The 16,665-nt window shown below is 74.5% G+C and carries 17 protein-coding genes; 10 read left to right on the top strand and 7 right to left on the bottom strand.

From position 1 onward, the window contains the following. Positions 1 to 77: 77 nt before the first annotated feature. From CHB98_RS06240 to CHB98_RS06205, 8 genes are all read left to right on the top strand, one after another. Complete coding sequence (locus CHB98_RS06240; protein WP_089304831.1) at positions 78 to 812, top strand: SIR2 family NAD-dependent protein deacylase; 735 nt, start codon at positions 78 to 80, stop codon at positions 810 to 812. Beyond that, positions 809 to 1,111: a hypothetical protein gene (locus CHB98_RS06235; protein ID WP_089304705.1), complete on the top strand. Its 303-nt coding sequence runs from the start codon at positions 809 to 811 to the stop codon at positions 1,109 to 1,111. The genes CHB98_RS06240 and CHB98_RS06235 overlap by 4 nt, the downstream gene beginning before the upstream one ends. After that, complete coding sequence (locus CHB98_RS06230; protein ID WP_245820953.1) at positions 1,093 to 1,530, top strand: DUF1772 domain-containing protein; 438 nt, start codon at positions 1,093 to 1,095, stop codon at positions 1,528 to 1,530. Before CHB98_RS06235 ends, CHB98_RS06230 begins: the two co-directional genes overlap by 19 nt. 98 nt (positions 1,531 to 1,628) lie before the next feature. Further along, complete coding sequence (locus CHB98_RS06225) at positions 1,629 to 3,161, top strand: AMP-binding protein (RefSeq protein ID WP_089304703.1); 1,533 nt, start codon at positions 1,629 to 1,631, stop codon at positions 3,159 to 3,161. A 153-nt stretch (positions 3,162 to 3,314) separates the two neighbouring features. Beyond that, complete coding sequence (locus CHB98_RS06220; protein WP_089304830.1) at positions 3,315 to 4,676, top strand: C40 family peptidase; 1,362 nt, start codon at positions 3,315 to 3,317, stop codon at positions 4,674 to 4,676. A gap of 292 nt (positions 4,677 to 4,968) precedes the next feature. Next, positions 4,969 to 6,273, top strand: a complete 1,305-nt coding sequence (locus CHB98_RS06215) for an AAA family ATPase (RefSeq protein WP_089304702.1) — start codon at positions 4,969 to 4,971, stop codon at positions 6,271 to 6,273. Further along, entirely contained in the window at positions 6,270 to 7,271 is a 1,002-nt protein-coding gene (locus CHB98_RS06210) for a DUF58 domain-containing protein (protein WP_245820952.1), read from the top strand. The genes CHB98_RS06215 and CHB98_RS06210 overlap by 4 nt, the downstream gene beginning before the upstream one ends. Continuing rightward, complete coding sequence (locus CHB98_RS06205) at positions 7,268 to 8,224, top strand: VWA domain-containing protein (RefSeq protein WP_089304701.1); 957 nt, start codon at positions 7,268 to 7,270, stop codon at positions 8,222 to 8,224. Before CHB98_RS06210 ends, CHB98_RS06205 begins: the two co-directional genes overlap by 4 nt. 139 nt (positions 8,225 to 8,363) lie before the next feature. On the opposite strand, the gene CHB98_RS06200 is transcribed toward CHB98_RS06205, so the two are convergent. After that, on the bottom strand, positions 8,364 to 9,335 hold the full coding sequence (locus CHB98_RS06200) for a quinone oxidoreductase family protein (RefSeq protein ID WP_089304700.1): 972 nt from the start codon (positions 9,333 to 9,335) through the stop codon (positions 8,364 to 8,366). 362 nt (positions 9,336 to 9,697) lie between these two features. Between CHB98_RS06200 and CHB98_RS06195 the strand changes: the two genes are divergently transcribed. Beyond that, on the top strand, positions 9,698 to 10,759 hold the full coding sequence (locus CHB98_RS06195; protein WP_143424962.1) for an SLOG cluster 4 domain-containing protein: 1,062 nt from the start codon (positions 9,698 to 9,700) through the stop codon (positions 10,757 to 10,759). Positions 10,760 to 10,901: 142 nt separating this feature from the next. On the opposite strand, the gene CHB98_RS06190 is transcribed toward CHB98_RS06195, so the two are convergent. From CHB98_RS06190 to CHB98_RS06175, 4 genes are all read right to left on the bottom strand, one after another. Continuing rightward, the gene (locus CHB98_RS06190; RefSeq protein WP_089304698.1) at positions 10,902 to 11,051 is read right to left on the bottom strand and encodes a Zn-dependent oxidoreductase; all 150 of its coding nucleotides are present in this window, start codon (positions 11,049 to 11,051) and stop codon (positions 10,902 to 10,904) included. 67 nt (positions 11,052 to 11,118) lie between these two features. Continuing rightward, a complete protein-coding gene (locus CHB98_RS06185; protein ID WP_245820951.1) occupies positions 11,119 to 12,351 on the bottom strand; it encodes an MFS transporter in 1,233 nt (410 codons plus the stop codon). Continuing rightward, on the bottom strand, positions 12,348 to 13,388 hold the full coding sequence (locus CHB98_RS06180; protein WP_089304697.1) for an NAD(P)-dependent alcohol dehydrogenase: 1,041 nt from the start codon (positions 13,386 to 13,388) through the stop codon (positions 12,348 to 12,350). Before CHB98_RS06180 ends, CHB98_RS06185 begins: the two co-directional genes overlap by 4 nt. Before the next feature lie 74 nt (positions 13,389 to 13,462). Next, entirely contained in the window at positions 13,463 to 13,981 is a 519-nt protein-coding gene (locus CHB98_RS06175; RefSeq protein ID WP_089304696.1) for a cyclophilin-like fold protein, read from the bottom strand. 133 nt (positions 13,982 to 14,114) lie between these two features. Here CHB98_RS06175 and CHB98_RS06170 point away from each other — a divergent pair, with 133 nt between their 5' ends. Continuing rightward, entirely contained in the window at positions 14,115 to 14,996 is an 882-nt protein-coding gene (locus CHB98_RS06170; RefSeq protein ID WP_089304695.1) for a helix-turn-helix transcriptional regulator, read from the top strand. A gap of 56 nt (positions 14,997 to 15,052) precedes the next feature. Here the strand turns inward: CHB98_RS06170 and CHB98_RS06165 are convergent, their stop codons facing one another. Continuing rightward, a complete protein-coding gene (locus CHB98_RS06165) occupies positions 15,053 to 15,202 on the bottom strand; it encodes a Zn-dependent oxidoreductase (RefSeq protein ID WP_089304694.1) in 150 nt (49 codons plus the stop codon). A gap of 433 nt (positions 15,203 to 15,635) precedes the next feature. Then, a complete protein-coding gene (locus CHB98_RS06160; protein ID WP_245820950.1) occupies positions 15,636 to 16,112 on the bottom strand; it encodes a YybH family protein in 477 nt (158 codons plus the stop codon). Positions 16,113 to 16,665 lie beyond the last annotated feature (553 nt).

Here is a 16,665-nt window from a genome sequence, read left to right as displayed (position 1 = left end):
ACCGCCGCGGCGCGGGCCCTCGCACGGCCGCGACAGTGCGAGGGCCCGCGCCGCGGCGGTCTCCTACCGTGGAGGCCGTGCAGGTGCCGAGCTGGCTGACCGACGCCGGGCGGGTGACCGTCCTCACCGGTGCGGGGATCTCGACCGACAGCGGCATCCCCGACTACCGCGGGCCGCAGGGGCTGTGGACCCGGGACCCGGATGCGGAGGAACTGGTCACGCTGTCCTCCTACGTCGCCGACCCCGACGTCCGCCGCCGCGCCTGGCTGATGCGCCGGGACACCGCACCCGGCGCGCGGCCCAACGCCGGGCACCGGGCGCTGGTCGACCTGGAGCGGCAGGGCCGGCTGCGGGCGCTGCTCACCCAGAACGTCGACGGCCTGCACCAGGCGGGCGGGTCGTCGGCGGAGCTGGTGGTCGAGCTGCACGGCACGGTGCACGAGGTCGAGTGCCTGGCCTGCCGCGACCGGACGACGATGGCCGAGGCGCTGGCCCGGGTGGACGCCGGTGAGCCCGACCCCGCCTGCCGGGTCTGCGGCGGCGTCCTCAAGTCCGCGACCGTGAGCTTCGGGCAGGCTCTGGACCCGGCGGTGGTCGAGGCCGCCGCGGAGGCGGCCACCGACTGCGACGTCCTGCTCGCCGTCGGCACCTCGCTGACCGTGCACCCGGCGGCCGGGCTCGTCGACCTGGCCGCGCGGTCCGGCGCGCGGGTCGTCGTGGTCAACGCCGAGCCGACGCCCTACGACCCGCTGGCCGACCTCGTCGTCCGCGAGCCGATCGGGACGTCGCTGCCCCGGCTGCTGGCCCGGTGAGCCGGGAGGCCCTGCTGGCGCGCTACCGGCAGCTGGTGCTCGACGAGCTGCCGCGCCGGGCCCGCGCCGGCCGCTGGGTGGTCACCGCCGACCACTGCTTCGGCCGGATCGTGCTCGACCACGCCGTCGGCGGCCGCTGGTACGACGTGCTCGACCGCCGCCGGTCGCCGGCCTTCGCGCAGCTGGACGACGACCGGCTGGCCGCGGCGGTGGCGCTCGCCGAGCGCATCGCCGCCGAGGGCGACCCGCTGCTGCGCGAGCTGGACGCGCAGAGCCTCACGTGGCGCGGCAAGCGGTGACGCTGCTGGCCGTGCACCTGGCGCTGACCGCGGCCTACGCCGGGTTCCAGTGGACCGTCCGCGCGCTGGTCTACCCGCAGTTCGGGCAGGTCCCGCCGGAGGTCTTCCCCGCCTACGAGCGCCGCCACCAGCAGCGGGTCTCCCGGGTGGTGGGTCCGCTGTTCGCCGGCCAGGGCCTCAGCACGCTGTGGCTGCTCGCCGACCGGCCCGGCGGGACGCCGCTGCTCCCCGTGCTCGCGGGGGCGGCGTGCCTGGCCGTCGTGCTGGCGGCCACCGCGCTCGGCGCCGTCCCGCTGCACCGCCGGCTGGGCGAGGGGTGGGACGGCGCCGCGCACCGGCGGCTGCTGCGGGTGGACACCGTGCGGGCGGTCGCGGCCACGGCGGGGACCGCCGCCGCGCTGTGGGCGCTGCTCGGCTGATCCGGGGGACGCCGGACGGCGGGGCGGCCGCTACCGTGACGGGCACCACGTCGAGCGGCTGACCTCGGAGGTCGGCCCGAGGACCCGGGAGCTCCGCGATGCGCGTCCCCCTGACCACCCGTGACTTCCTCGACCGCGCCGAGCTGGTCTACGGCGACCGCATCGGCGTCGTCGACGAGCCGAACCAGCCGGCCCCCTCGCTGGGCGAGCTGACCTACCGGGAGGTCGCCCGCCGCGGCCGCGCGCTGCAGGCCGGGCTGGACGAGCTCGGCGTGGGGGAGGGCGAGCGGATCGCCGTCGTCAGCCACAACGCCGGCCGGCTGCTGGAGTGCCTGCTGGCGCTGCCGTCGTCCGGGCGGGTGGTCGTCCCGGTGAACTTCCGGCTGTCCACCGAGGAGGTCGAGTACATCGTCGGGCACAGCGGCGCCCGGATGGTGCTCGTCGACCCGGAGCTGGAGCCCGCGCTCAAGCGGGTGGAGGCCGAGCACCGGTTCACCACCGGCGAGGAGTACGAGCAGCTGCTGCGCTTCGACACCGAGCCGGTGCCGTGGTCCGAGCCCGACGAGGACGCCACCGCCACGATCAACTACACCAGCGGGACGACGGCCCGGCCCAAGGGCGTGCAGATGACGCACCGCAACGAGTGGGTCAACGCGGTCGTCTTCGGCATGCACATGCAGATCGGCGACCGCGACGTCTACCTGCACACGCTGCCGATGTTCCACTGCAACGGCTGGGGGCTGCCGTACGCGACGGCCGGCCTGGGTGCCCGCCAGGTGGTGCTGCGCAAGGTCGACGGCGCGGAGATCCTGCGCCGGGTGGAGCAGCACGGGGTCACCGTGATGGCCGGGGCGCCGGCGGTGTGGAACGCCGTCCTGGACGCCGCGGCCGAGTGGGACGGCGAGGTCCCCGGCCGCGACCGGGTGCGGATCATCGTGGCCGGCGCCCCGCCGCCGTCGAAGACGATCGCGCGGGTCGAGGAGGAGCTGGGCTGGGAGTTCAACCAGATCTACGGGCTCACCGAGACCGCCCCGCTGCTCACCGTCAACCGGCCGCGCGCCGAGTACGACGAGCTGGACCCGCAGGAGCGCGCCCGGCGGCTGTCCCGGGCCGGGGTGGCGGCGCTGGGGACCCGGCTGCGCACCAGCGACAGCGGCGAGGTGCTGGCGCGCGGCAACACCGTGCTGGCCGGCTACTGGCAGAACCCCGACGCCTCGGCCGAGGCGCTGGAGGGCGGCTGGTTCCACACCGGCGACGGCGGCACGATCGACGACGGCGGGTACCTGACCATCTCCGACCGCAAGAAGGACGTGATCATCACCGGCGGGGAGAACGTCTCCTCGATCGAGGTGGAGGACGTCGTCTTCAGCCACCCGGCGGTCGCGGAGGTCGCGGTCATCGGCGTCCCCGACGACAGGTGGGGCGAGATGGTCACCGCGCTGGTGGTGGTCGCCGAGGGCCGGCAGGTCACCGCGGAGGAGATCGTCGCCCACTGCCGGGGCCGGATCGCCGGCTACAAGATCCCCAAGCGGGTCGAGTTCCGCGACGAGCTGGCCCGCACCGCCACCGGGAAGATCCAGAAGTTCAAGCTGCGCGAGTCCTTCTGGGCCGACGCCGACCGGGAGATCTAGGGCGGCGACCCGTCCCACCGTCGCGGGCGGACGGCGCCGTCGACTCCCCGACGTCCCCTGAACGGGTGAGCCCCCGCTCAAGCCCCGCCTCCCGCCCGTCGATCCGGCACCGCAGTGTGCCTCCGGGCGCCGGGTCGACGAGGGGTGCGGCACGTGGGACGGACGGACGGGCGGGACGGCCGGGGCGGCAGCCGCGGCTGGCTGGTGCGCGGGGCCGGGACGGCGGTGACCGCGCTCGTCGTCGCGGTCCTCGTCCCGGGGCCGGCGCTGGCCGCCCCGGGAGACACCCCGGTCGCCGAGGCCCAGGCCGGGCGGGACGCCGCGGCCGCCCGCGTGGCCGAGATCGGCGCGCAGCTGGCCCAGGCCCAGGGCCGGGTGGACGCCGCCCGGCGCGGCGCGCAGATCGCGCTGCAGGAGTACGAGGTGCGCCGGGCCGCCCAGCAGGGGGCCCGGGCGGCGGCCGACGCCGCGGCCTCGGCCGCCGAGCGGGCCGCCGCCGAGCTGGCCCGCGGCCGGGCGCAGGTGGTCGCCTTCGCGCGGTCGAGCTACATGCAGGGCAGCACCGCCCCGGGTGCGGCCGCGCTGGTCAGCGCGGAGGGCCCGGCCCAGCTGGTGGAGCGGGCAGCGCTGCTGCACGCCGCGGGCAGCCACCGGGTGGACGTCCTCACGGAGCTGACCGTCCTGGAGCGGCAGGCCGCCGCGGCCTCCGACGCCGCGCGGGTCGCCGTGCAGGCCGCCGACGAGGCCGAGGCCGCGGCCGCCGGGTCGCTGGCCCGGGCGCAGTCCCTGGAGGTCTCCGCGCGCGCCCAGGCCGCCGAGCTGGCCGACCGGCGCCAGGTGCTGGAGGTCGAGCTGGCCGAGGCGGAGGCGCTGCTCCTCGGTGCCGAGGGCGCGCAGGCCGCGGCCGCCGCCCGTGCCGCGGCCACCGCGGCGGCGCGGACCGCCGCACCGGCGCCCGGCTCGTCGCAGGCCGGCAGCCGGTCGCCGGCCCCCGCGGCCCCGCCGGGCGGCCCGGCGGCCACCCGGCCGCCGTCGTCCGGCGGGTCCACCGGCAGCCGCCCGCCGACCGGCACCGGGACCACGGCCGGCGCGCCCCTGGCCTCGGCGGTGGCGACCGCGGTCGCGGCGGCGGAGAGCCAGCGCGGGCTGCCCTACAGCTGGGGCGGCGGCGGCAGCACCGGGCCCTCGTTCGGCATCCCGCCGGACACCGACGTCCACGGCTTCGACTGCTCGGGGCTGACCGAGTACGCCTACGCGCGGGCCGGCATCCGGATCGGCGGCACCAGCCGCGAGCAGTTCTGGCGCTTCCGGCACCAGACCGTGGCCGCCGCCGACCTGCGGCCGGGCGACCTGGTGTTCTGGGGCCAGACCGCGGACCACACGTCGATCTACCACGTGGCGCTCTACGTCGGCGGCGGCCAGGTCGTGCACGCCCCGCAGAGCGGCGACGTCGTGCGCACCTCGGCGATGTGGTTCGGCCGGCACTACTACGGCGCCGTGCGACCCACCGGGTAGCCGGGGAGTCGGAGGTCGGGGCGTCGGGCAGCCACGGGGGGAGCTGCCCGACGCAGGTGCGAGGTTAGCAGTCGGCGCAGGTCACGGGCAGATGTGCGCCCCCGACCGTGCGACACCCCGCGTCTGCAACCCCCCGTGATCGGTCGGTCCGCTTGCGTGCGCGCCGGCTGCCGTCCGGCTCCGTGTAGGACACTGGCCGGGACGGGCACCGCCGTCCGTCGCCGGCCTCTCAGGACCCCCGGAGCCAGCCCCCGGGACCCGAGGCCGCGGACCGGCACGACCAGGGAGTTCCGTGAGCAGCGCCGCCAGCACCTCGCTCGAGCAGTCCGCCGGCCAGCCGGTCCCGCCGTCGGTCGACGCCGCCCGGCTGGAGCGCGTGCTCTTCGAGATCAAGCGGGTCATCGTCGGCCAGGACCGGCTGGTCGAGCGGATGCTGGTCTCCCTGCTGGCCCGCGGGCACGTGCTGCTCGAGGGCGTCCCCGGCGTCGCGAAGACCCTCGCCGTCGAGACGCTGGCCACCGTCGTCGGCGGGCGCTTCGCCCGCCTGCAGTTCACCCCCGACCTGGTGCCGGCCGACATCATCGGCACCCGCATCTACAAGGCCGGGCAGGACGCCTTCGACACCGAGCTCGGCCCCGTCTTCGCCAACTTCGTGCTCACCGACGAGATCAACCGCGCCCCGGCCAAGGTGCAGTCCGCCCTGCTGGAGGTGATGGCCGAGCGGCAGGTGTCCATCGGCGGGGTGACCCACCCGCTGCCGGACCCCTTCCTCGTGCTGGCCACCCAGAACCCGATCGAGTCCGAGGGCGTCTACCCGCTGCCGGAGGCCCAGCGCGACCGGTTCCTCATGAAGGTGCTCGTCGACTACCCGAGCCCGGAGGAGGAGCGCGAGATCATCTACCGGATGGGCGCCAACCCGCCGGTCGCGGAGACCGTGCTGGGCCCCGACGACCTGGTGCGCATGCAGCGCACCGCCTCGCAGGTGTTCGTGCACCACGCGCTGGTGGACTACGTCGTCCGGCTGGTCATCGCCACCCGCGTCCCGCGCGAGCACGGCATGGAGGACGTCGCCTCCTGGGTCTCCTACGGCGCCAGCCCGCGGGCCTCCCTCGGGCTGATCGCCGCCGGGCGGGCGCTGGCGCTGGTGCGGGGCCGCGACTACGTGCTGCCGCAGGACGTCCTCGACGTCACCGCCGACGTGCTGCGCCACCGGCTGGTGCTCTCCTACGACGCGCTGGCCGACGGCGTGCCCGCCGACCACGTGGTCCGGCGGATCCTGCAGACCGTGCCCCTGCCCCAGGTGGCGCCCCGCCAGCGCTCGGACGGCTTCGGCCCGGCCGGACCCGGCGGGCCGTCGGTCCCGCCCCCCGCGCCGTTCGGCGGGCCCTTCGGCGGGCCCTTCGGCGGGCCCCCTCCCGGGTCGCCGCAGTTCGGCCCGCCGTACGGCGCCCCGGGTGGGCAGCAGTACGGCCAGTTCGGCCCCGGCCGGCCCGCCCCCGGCCAGCCCGGTGGGCCGTTCGCCGGGCCGTCCGGCCCGCCGCCGCAGGGGCGCCCCGACGGGGCCGCGGACGGCGACCGCGGGCCCGCGCCGGCGTGATCCTGCGTCGCCGCTCCCGCCGGGCGACCGTCCCGGACCCGGCCGCGCCCGTCCCGGACGCCGCCGGGGCGCCGCCGCACGTCGGCGAGGGCCCCTCCGACGTGCTGCTGCAACGCCTCGAGCTCACCGTGCGGCGCCGCCTGGACGGCCTGCTGCAGGGCGACCACCTGGGGCTGGTGCCCGGGTCGGGCAGCGAGGCCGGCGACTCGCGCACCTACCACCCGGGGGACGACGTCCGGCGGATGGACTGGCCGGTGACCGCCCGCACCCAGGTGCCGCACGTGCGCGAGACGATCGCCGACCGCGAGCTGGAGACCTGGGCGGTGGTCGACCTGTCGGCCAGCCTGGACTTCGGCACCGCGAACTGCACCAAGCGCGACCTGGCCGTCGCGGGGCTGGCGGCGGTCAGCCACCTCACCATCCGCGGCGGCAACCGGCTGGGCGCCGTGGTCACCACCGGGGAGCGGGTGGACCGGTACCCGGCGACGGCCGGTCGGCTGGCCGCCGACCGGCTGCTGCGCGGGGTCGTGGCCACGCCGCGGGCGGCCGGCGGGCGCCGGGGCGACCTGGCCGCCGCGCTGGAGTCGCTGCGCCGGCCGCCGCGCCGCCGCGGGCTGGTCGTCGTCGTGTCGGACTTCCTGGGCTCCGACGCCGGGGGCGGCCCGGACTGGGAGCGCCCCCTGCGCGGCCTGCGGGCCCGGCACGAGCTGCTGGCCATCGAGGTGGTCGACCCGCGGGAGCTGGAGCTGCCCGACGTCGGCCTGCTCACCGTCGTCGACCCGGAGTCGGGGCAGACGCTGGAGGTGCCGACCGGGGACGCCGCGTTCCGCGCCCGGTTCGCCGAGGGCGCCGCGGCCCAGCGGCGGGCGATCGCGGCCGCGCTGCGCCGCGCCGGTGCCGGGCACCTGCAGCTGCGCACCGACCGCGACTGGCTCATGGACGTGGTCCGCTTCGTCGCCGACCGTCGGCGGGCCGGTTCCGGGGGGGCGTCCCGATGACCTTCCAGGCCCCGTGGTGGCTGCTCGGCCTGCTCGCCGTCGTCGCGCTGGTGGCGTTGTACGTGGTGCTGCAGTGGCGCCGCACGGCCTACGCGGCGCGGTTCACCAACGTCGCGCTGCTCGGCACGCTGGTGCCCCGCCGCCCGGGCTGGCGGCGGCACCTGGCGTTCGGGCTGGTCGCGCTGGCGCTGGCCGCGCTGGTCGTCTCGCTGGCCGTGCCCAGCACCGAGGTGCGGGTACCGCGGGAGCAGGCGACGGTGATCATGACCGTCGACGTGTCGCTGTCGATGCAGGCCACCGACATCGAGCCCAGCCGGTTCGAGGCGATGCAGGTGGCGGCCAAGGAGTTCGTCGACGTGCTGCCCGAGCGGATCAACCTCGGCCTGGTGTCCTTCGCCGGGACGGCGACCACGGTGGTCACCCCGACGACCGACCGCGCCCAGGTGCGCGCCGCGATCGACAACCTCGAGCTGGCCGAGTCGACGGCGATCGGCGAGGCGGTGTTCACCTCGCTGACCGCGATCGAGAACTTCCAGACCTCGCTGGACGCCGAGGGCGAGGAGGTGCCGCCGGCGCGGATCGTGCTGCTCTCCGACGGGTACAACACCGTGGGCCGCCCCGACACCCAGGCGGTGGACGCCGCCCTGGACGCCGGCATCCCGGTCTCCACCATCGCCTTCGGCACCGACTACGGCACGCTCGACCTCGACGGCGAGCGGGTGCCGGTGCCGGTGGACCGCGCGACGCTGGAGAACATCGCCGAGCAGACCGGCGGCAGCTACAGCCAGGCGGTCAGCGCCGCCGAGCTCGAGGAGGTCTACCAGGACCTCGGCAGCCAGATCGGCTACACCACCGAGCCGCGCGACGTCAGCTACTGGTTCGTCCGCGGCGGGGTGCTGCTGGCGCTGCTCGGCGTCGTCCTCAGCCTGCTCTGGACCAACCGCCTGCTGTGACGGTGCCACCTCTGGTGGCAGGCGCACCTGCCGGGATGCTCGTGCTCTGCCCACCGTGCTGGGCAGGGCACGGGTCCCCCGGGACACCTCGTGCGTACCGCGCCGAGCGCCGCGGGGCGGCCCGGAGCGGAACGGTGCCTCAGCGGGCGGGGTCGAGGACGAGCTTGCCGGTGGTGCGGCGGGCCAGCAGGTCCTGGTGCGCCTCGCGGACGGCGGTCAGCGGGTAGCGCCCGCCGACCACCGGCCGCAGCGCGCCGTCGGCGACCAGCGGCAGCAGCTCGGCCATGGCGTCGTCCAGCATCGCCGGGCGGGCCATGCAGTGCGCCAGCCAGAAGCCCACGACCGCGCGGCTCTTCTGCAGCAGCATCCCCGGGGCGACGAGGGCGGTCTCCTGGCGGGCGGCCATCCCGTAGGTGACCACCCGGCCGAACGGGGCCAGCGCGGCCACGGAACCGGTGAAGACGTCGCCGCCGGTCATCTCCAGGACGACGTCGACCGGCCGGCCGCCGTTGGCCTCGCGCAGCGCGGCGGTGAAGGTCCTCGGGTCGCCGTCGGCCAGCGCGGGGTCCACCGCGGCGTCCGCGCCGAGCTGCTGGGCCAGCTCGCGCTTCTCCGGGCTGGACGCGGTGGCGATCACCCGCCCCGCGCCCCAGCGGCGGGCCAGCTGCACGGCCAGCGAACCGACCCCGCCGGCGCCGGCGATGACGACGACGGTCTCCCCGGCGGCCAGGTGTGCGCTGGTGCGCAGCAGGTGGTAAGCGGTGGCCCCCTGCAGGACGACGGCCAGCGCCTGCTCGTCGCTCACCCCCTCGGGCACCTGCCAGGTCAGCCGCGGGTGCGCTGCGACGCGCTGCGCGTAGCCGCCGCCGTCGAGCAGGCCGACCACCCGCGGGCCGCCCCCGGCCAGCGTCCCGACGAACTCCGCACCGGGCACCAGCGGCAGCTGCTGCGGGGCCAGGTAGCTGTCCTCGGTCTGGTGGGTGTCTGCGAAGTTCACGCCGGCCGTGGAGACGTCGAACAGCTGCTGCCCGTCGGCGGGGACCGGGTCGGGCAGGTCGACGAGGTCCATGACCTCGGGGCCGCCGAAGCGGGTGATCTGCACAGCGCGCATGTACGTGAGCCTAGGTGCGGCGGGGAGAACCCCGTCTCGGCGGCGGAGTCTCCTGCCTGGAAGCTGAGGAGACGTTCCCGTCCGCGGATCTCCGCAGTGACGGTGAGGCTGCACCGCATGGGTCGTGGAGTCGCACGGTGAGATGGACTGAGCCGTAGCGGCGCCCACGGCAAGGCAACCGTCGAGCAGGCGGAGCCGTCACGGATCATCGCTCGTGGTCCCCATACCGGCTGGCCCTCGGGTTGGTCGTTACCCCCGGACCTCGGTGTCGGACCGGCGACCGCCGCCCACTCTCGGCGGCAGGTCCGCAGCGGGAGCCCACGCCACATCGCCTGACATGCGACTGGAAAGAGGTGTCCACCATGCTCGGCTTCCTTGAGAGAGGACGTCGTCAGCGAACGAGGCAGTATGCGGAGGAACCTTGGGTCGGTGTCATCGGACCTGGGGACTCTGCGGTTGACTCCGCGGTCTTCGACGTCGCCCAGCGGATCGGTGAGGAACTTGCAAGAGTCGGCGCAACGGTGGTCAACGGCGGCAAGGGTGGCGTCATGCTCGCCGCAGCCAGAGGAGCGCGCTGTATGGGCGGGCGCGCCTATGGATTTCTGCCGTCCCTGGAGCGCCGGGAAGGAAACGCATTCCTCACAAGAATCATCCCCACTGGGTTGGGCGAGGCGCGGAACTTCGCGGTCGTGGGGGCCAGTGAGGCGCTGATCTCGGTGGGCGACAACGAGGGCACTCGAATTGAGACCAACATCGCCTTGAAGGCGGGCAAGCGTGTCTATGGGTTACTGACCGACTATCGACCCGACCACGAGCTGTTTGAACCGGTCGACAGCGGGCGCCCGTCCAGCCATGTCGTTCAGCTCTCCGTGCAGGCTGCTGAGGACTGGAGAGCGCGGTCGCACTCCCCGCGGAGTCTCGACGCTGTACACGACGCGACCGAGGGATCTCGCCCCGCGGAAACGACCGCGGTGTCCTCGCAGCAGCGGATCGAGAGTCTCTGGCGTTCGTACGACTCCGCGCAGCGACACTATGAGAAGGATCTCGACCTGTTTGTCACGAGGATGAACTTGTTCATCCTCGTCGTCGCGGGCTTCGCGGCCCTGGACCGATCGAAGGCAATGGTCGACAGTGGGTCCGCCGTGGCTGGGCTCGGTCTGGCCCTCTCGGTGTGCTGGCTTGGCCTGTGGGGCAGTTCCTACTACTGGATCCTCGAGTGGCGCGATGAGCTCGTCGCCATCGGTCGCCGAATCGAGGGGATGACCTGCGTCGCTCCTGCAGCACTGAATCGATTTGGCGACACGCGCGCGCGTGGCCGGCCGAAGAAGGCGCTGGTGAACCTGTCGCGACCCACGGGACTGACGCTGGCGCTCCCGCTCGTCTTCTGCATCTACTGGTCGGCCGGGCTCGTGCAATTCCTGTGAGGCATCCGACCCCACGACCGCCCCGGCGCGTGCCCGACAGTCCTCCGTGCGTCCGACTCGACCCCGCCGGGTCGGCCCGGCGTCACCGGCCCACGCGGTGATCGTCTCTGGGCGGCCAGGCCAGCGGGACCTGATGTACGTCTCACGACTCCCGGTGGTGGGTGTCGGCGAAGTCGATGCCCGCGGCCGACACCTCGAACAGCTGCTCACCGTCCCCCGGGGTCGGATCGGGGAGGTCGACGACGTCCATGACCTCGGGACCCCCGACCTCAGTGATCCGGCCTGCGCGCATGCAGGTCAGGCTAGGCGAGCCGCCGTGCGAGGCGACCGCGGCCGGAGCCGTCGACGGGCGGAGGTGCTCACGGCCGGCCTCCCGCGAGCCGTCGGCGACGGACCACCGCGATGGTGATCGTGGGGACGAGGGTGAGCGAGGCGATGCCCGTCCCGACCACGGCCGGGCCGGTGGCGCCGAGCCCGGAGTCGAGCGCGGAGCCGGCGGCCCCGGAACCGATCGCGGTGCCGAGGTCGTAGGCCGCGACCGACATGGCCACGCCGAGCGTGGGGGCCACGCCGGCGAAGCGGACCGCGAGCGCCGACAGCACCGGGTTGGCGCTCAGCCCGAGCAGCCCGAGCAGGACCACCAGCAGCACCGTCGGCAGGGGGTGGGTCGCAAGCAGGCAGAGCGCCAGCAGCACGACGGTGGTCGACGCGGCGACCGCGATGGTGGTGGTGTGCGGCCGGGCGTCGCCGAGCCGGCCGCCGTGGACCGTGCCGACGAGCGAGCCGACGCCGAACCCGACGAGCACGAGCGGCACCCAGGAGGGCGCGAGGCCGGCGCGGTCGGTCAGCAGCGGGGAGATGAAGGAGTAGACCGACAGCACGCCGCCGGTGGTGGTCGCGCACGCGGCGAGCACCAGCCACAGCCGGCCGGACCGCATCGCACCGAGCTCCGACCGCAGCGGCACCGGCTGCTGCTCGTCGTCGTCCCGCTGCACGTGCCGCGCGATGAGCGGCACGGCGGCCAGCGCCAGAGCGGCGAGGGCCCAGAACGGTCCCCGCCAGGTCGACAGCTGGCCGGCGAACGCCCCCAGCGGCACCCCGAGGACGTTGGCGAGCATCCCGCCGGCGCCCACCAGACCGAGGGCTCGCGCGCTGGAGCCGGGACCGGCGGCGCGGGTGGCCGCCACCGACGCCACCGCCCAGAACGCCCCGGTGGCGAAGGCCGTGACGAACCGGGCGGCCAGCAGGAGCGCGAAGCTGGAGCCGACGGCGACCACGAGGTGGCCGACCGCGAACACGACGAGCGCGAGCACCAGCGTCGTCCGTCGCGGCATCCGCCGGGTCAGCAGCGCCATCGTCGGCGCGCCGACCACCATGCCGACGGCGAACACCGTGATGAGCAGCCCGGCCTGGGCCACGCTCACCTGGAGGTCGCCGGCGATCTCCGGCAGCAGGCCGGCGACGACGAACTCGGTGGTGAGCATGAGGAACGTGCCGACGGCCAGCACGTACACGACGAGCGGGAGCCGTCCGGTCGGGTCGGCGGTCGGTGCCGCCGGCCCGACCGGCCGGGTCAGCTGGTCCGACGTCACCGCAGGGTCGCGGCGTCGATGACGAACCGGTAGCGGACGTCGGAGGCCAGCACGCGCTCGTAGGCCTCGTTGACGTGGTCGGCGGTGATGACCTCGACCTCGGCACCGATGCCGTGCTCGGCGCAGAAGTCGAGCATCTCCTGGGTCTCGGCGATCCCCCCGATCATGGAGCCCGCGAACGTGCGGCGGCCCCCGATGAGCGACATCGCGTTCACGGCCAGCGGCTCGGCGGGTGCCCCGACGTTGACCAGCGCGCCGTCGACGGCGAGCAGCGACAGGTAGGCGTTCACGTCGATCGGCGCGCTGACGGTGTTGAGGATCAGGTCGAACCGGCCGGCCAGCTCCGCGAACGTGTCCGGGTCGCTGGTCGCGAAGTAGGCGTCAGCCCCGAGCCGCAGGCCGTCCTCCTGCTTCTTCAGCGACTGCGACAGCACGGTCACCTCGGCGCCCATGGCGTGCGCGAGCTTGACGGCCATGTGGCCCAGCCCGCCGAGGCCGACGACGGCGACCCGCCTGCCGGGGCCTGCGCCCCAGCGGCGCAGCGGCGAGTACGTGGTGATGCCGGCGCAGAGCAGCGGTGCGGCGGCGGACGCCTCGATGCCCTCGGGGACGGTGAGGACGTAGCCGGCGTCCACGACGACGTGGGTGGAGTAGCCGCCCTGGGTCGTGCTGCCGTCGCGGTCGGTGCCGGCGTAGGTGGCGACCATGCCCTGGACGCAGTACTGCTCGTCGCCGCCCAGGCAGTTGGCGCACTCGCCGCAGCTGTTCACCATGCAGCCGACGCCGACGCGGTCACCCACCCGGTGCCGGGTGACGTCGGCGCCGACCTCCGCGACGACGCCGACGATCTCGTGGCCCGGGACGACGGGGAAGGGCTGCGGGCCCCAGTCGCCGTTGACGGTGTGGATGTCGGAGTGGCAGATGCCGGCGAACTCGATCTCGATGAGGACGTCGTCCGGGCCGACGTCCCGGCGCTCGATGGTGGTGGGGGCCAGGGGCTCCCCGGCGGCGGGGGCGGCGTAGGCGTTGACGCGCATGTCGTGGTGCTCCTTCGGTGCAGGGTCGGACGCCCGCGGTGCGGCGGGCGCGGTGACGCGTGGAGGGCGTCGAGTCAGTCGAGGACGGTGATGGTCATGTCGAAGTCCGCGCCGGCGGCGGCGACGACGTCGAGCCCGGAGTCGACGGTGCCCAGCGGGACGAGGCCCGGGTCGGGCACCGGCAACGCGTCCCCGTCGTAGACGACGAAGAAGTCGCGACCGGGCGGCCAGTAGGCGATCTGCCCGACCCGGTACGTGAGGACCGGCTCCACCTCACCGGTCAGCGCCCGGGGCAGCGGGCCCGGCTTCTCGCGGCCGAAGAGGTCGCCCATCGGGACGGTGAGCGGGAGCAGGGACACCAGGTCACGGGCGGCCGGGTTGGGGTCGAGGGTGCCGGTCGCCTCCTGGTCGCCGACGGTCAACCGGCTGGGCACGGGCTCCTCCTGGGCTGCTGCGGTGCTGGTCGGGGTGGCTGCGCCGCGGGTGCCCGTGGCCTCGCCACCGGCGGGGGCCGGACCCCCGTCGCTGCCGCAGCCGGATGCGAGCAGCAGGGCCAGGAGCGAGGTGGTGGCGAGAACGAGGTGGGACCTCACGTCGGGTCGTCCTCCTGGGTCGGTGGGGCGCTGGCTCCACGGAACGCCTCCGTCCTCCGCCGTGGGAGGGCGGCTTTGTGGGGGGTACAAGCTCGACCTCCCTCCAGCGGCGGGGCGACGTAGCGTCGCGGCCGTGGACAACCGCGCCGACATCCGCGACTTCCTCGCCAGCCGCCGCGCCCGGATCACGCCGGAGCAGGCCGGGCTGCTGCCCGGGGGAGGACGGCGACGGGTACCGGGTCTGCGCCGCGAGGAGGTCGCCGTCCTCGCCGGGGTGAGCACGGACTGGTACACCCGGCTGGAGAAGGGCCACATCGCCGGCGTCTCCGAGGACGTGCTGGAAGCCGTCGCCCGGGCGCTGCAGCTCGACGACGCCGAGCGGACCTACCTGTTCGACCTGGCCCGCGCCGCCAAGCCGAACCGCACCCCGCAGCGCCGCGCCAAGGCGACCATCCAGCCGCAGGTGCAGTGGATGCTGGACACGATGACGGGCTCGGCCGCGTTCGTCGCGAACGGCCGCCTGGACATCGTCGCCACGAACACCCTGGGGCGGGCGCTGCACTTCCCGCTGTTCGACAACCCGCGGGGGCAGGCGAACTTCGCCCGGTTCCAGTTCCTCGACCCGCGGGCGCGCGACTTCTACCCCGACTGGCAGGGCGCGGCCGGCATCACCGTCGCCCTGCTGCGGGCGGAGGCAGGCCGCCGTCCGCACGACGCGCAGCTGCGCGAGCTCGTCGGGGAGCTCTCGACGGTCAGCGAGGAGTTCCGGACGCGCTGGGCCGCACACGACGTCCGCATCCACCACAACGGCGCCAAGCAGTTCCGCCACCCGGTCGTCGGCACCGTCGACCTCACCTACTGCACCCTCGACCTGCCCGCCGAGGACCGGTCCGGTCTCCGCCTGACCATCTACACCGCCGAACCCGGCTCACCGTCGGAGGACGGCCTCAAGCTGCTGGCCAGCTGGGCGGCGACCGCCGTCGACGCGGTCGCCTCGGCGGCCGACCTGCCCTGACCCTGTCACCCGGGACTGTGCCGGGAGTCGTCCGGCCCGGCTCGCTCTGGTGGGTCTCAGGACACGCGGTGGTGGGTATCAGCGAAGTCGATGCCGGCCGTGGAGACGTCGGACAACTGCTGCCCGTCGGCGGGGACCGGGTCGGGCAGGTCGACGAGGTCGAGGACCTCGGGGCCGCCGAAGCGGGTGATCTGCACGGCACGCATGAGGGCAGGCTGGGTGAGTGCGTCCGGACGAACCGCGCCCTCGGTGCGCCCGACCAAGGCTGGTCGGCCGTCGGAGCCGCTGTCCGGCCGCCGACGGCGTCGCCTGCGTCGCCGCCCAGCTCGCCAGCACCTTCAGGCGGTCCTCCGACGCCGACCCGGGGACGGCCGTGTAGACCGTCAGGCGGAGGTCCGAGCGGTCCTCGGCCGGGCAGGTCGAGGGCCGCTACCGGTTCGTCATCGGCGCGACCACGCTGCGGTGATCGCGGCGCATCCGCTTCTCCCTGGGAGCGTCGCGGTGCAGGCGGTTGTCCGGACCTTGTCGCAGTCGAACGGCGTCAGACAGGCATGGCGCCGAGTTCGAGCAGACGACGGCACGGATCGGCGTCAGGAAGGCGTGCGCTGGCCGCCTTGGGCTCTCGGAAGGCTCGGGGTGCTAGCCAGTCGGGGGCGTCTGCGGCGACTGGTTGGAGTTCCAGATGTCGATAGCGAGCTTCCAATCACCGTCAGGCTGCCGGCGGTGGACGACGACGTACTTCCCCTCATCGACGACTTCGGAGCCGACCTGCATCTCGTAACGCCCCTCCTCCACCGCCAGGTCGTCCCGTTCCTCGAGGCTGACTGTCTCCAGTCGGCCCCCGGTGACGCCCATGTCCATGACGCTCTGCCAGTACGCCTGGATCCCCTGTCCCGTTGCCGGATCCGACCCCGGAGGCAGCAAGCGGGCATCCGGCGAGTAGATGGAGGCCAGCAGACCGGAGTCGTTCTTCTCCAGCGCCTGCGTCAGGGTCGCGTTCAGCGCGTCGACGTGACTGCGGGACATGATGTGCCTCCCGGCCAGATGGGAGACCAGGCTGGCACTCCCCTCGACGGCCGACAAGGTCCGTCCATCCGGCGACGCGCGCAGAGTCATCATCCGAACGTCACGCAGTCCCGCAGTGACCTCCGGTGCGCCCTGAGTGGCTGTCCACGCACGGGAGCGCCGGTCACAGTGCTCCTGTGACGCACGCCTGCTCGCTCACGTGTCGCTGCTCCACCGCCTTGCGTGTCCATCGCGGCTGAGGGCGGCATGACCTGCGAGATGTCTGACGCGGGGCGGAGGATCCGGCGGCGTCCACCGTCACGTCCTGAGCGAGGAGTGGACGTAGCTCTCCGAGTCGGTCGCCGCCGAAGTCGAGCAGGGTGCTGGTGAGCCCCCTGGCTTGCTGTACGGCGAGCGACAGGACGAGGAGCGCGGGTCGGGAGGTCCATGTGCTCTCAGCGGCGCAGCTGCTCCCGATAGAGGTCGGAGCCGCGTCCTTGGACACGAGCTGAGTTCGCACTCTGTCCATCTGGCTCATGTGCGTCTCAGGACAGGAGGTGGTGGGTGTCGGCGTAGTTGACGCCGGCCGTGGAGACGTCGAAGAGCTGCTGCCCGTCGGCAGGGACCGGGTCGGGCCGGTCGACGACGTCGAGGACCTCGGGGC

The organism is Geodermatophilus pulveris (assembly GCF_900188375.1).
Taxonomy (GTDB): Bacteria; Actinomycetota; Actinomycetes; order Mycobacteriales; family Geodermatophilaceae; genus Geodermatophilus; species Geodermatophilus pulveris.
Note: the sequence above shows the minus strand (reverse complement) of the source record. Positions and strands in the feature narration are given on the sequence as shown.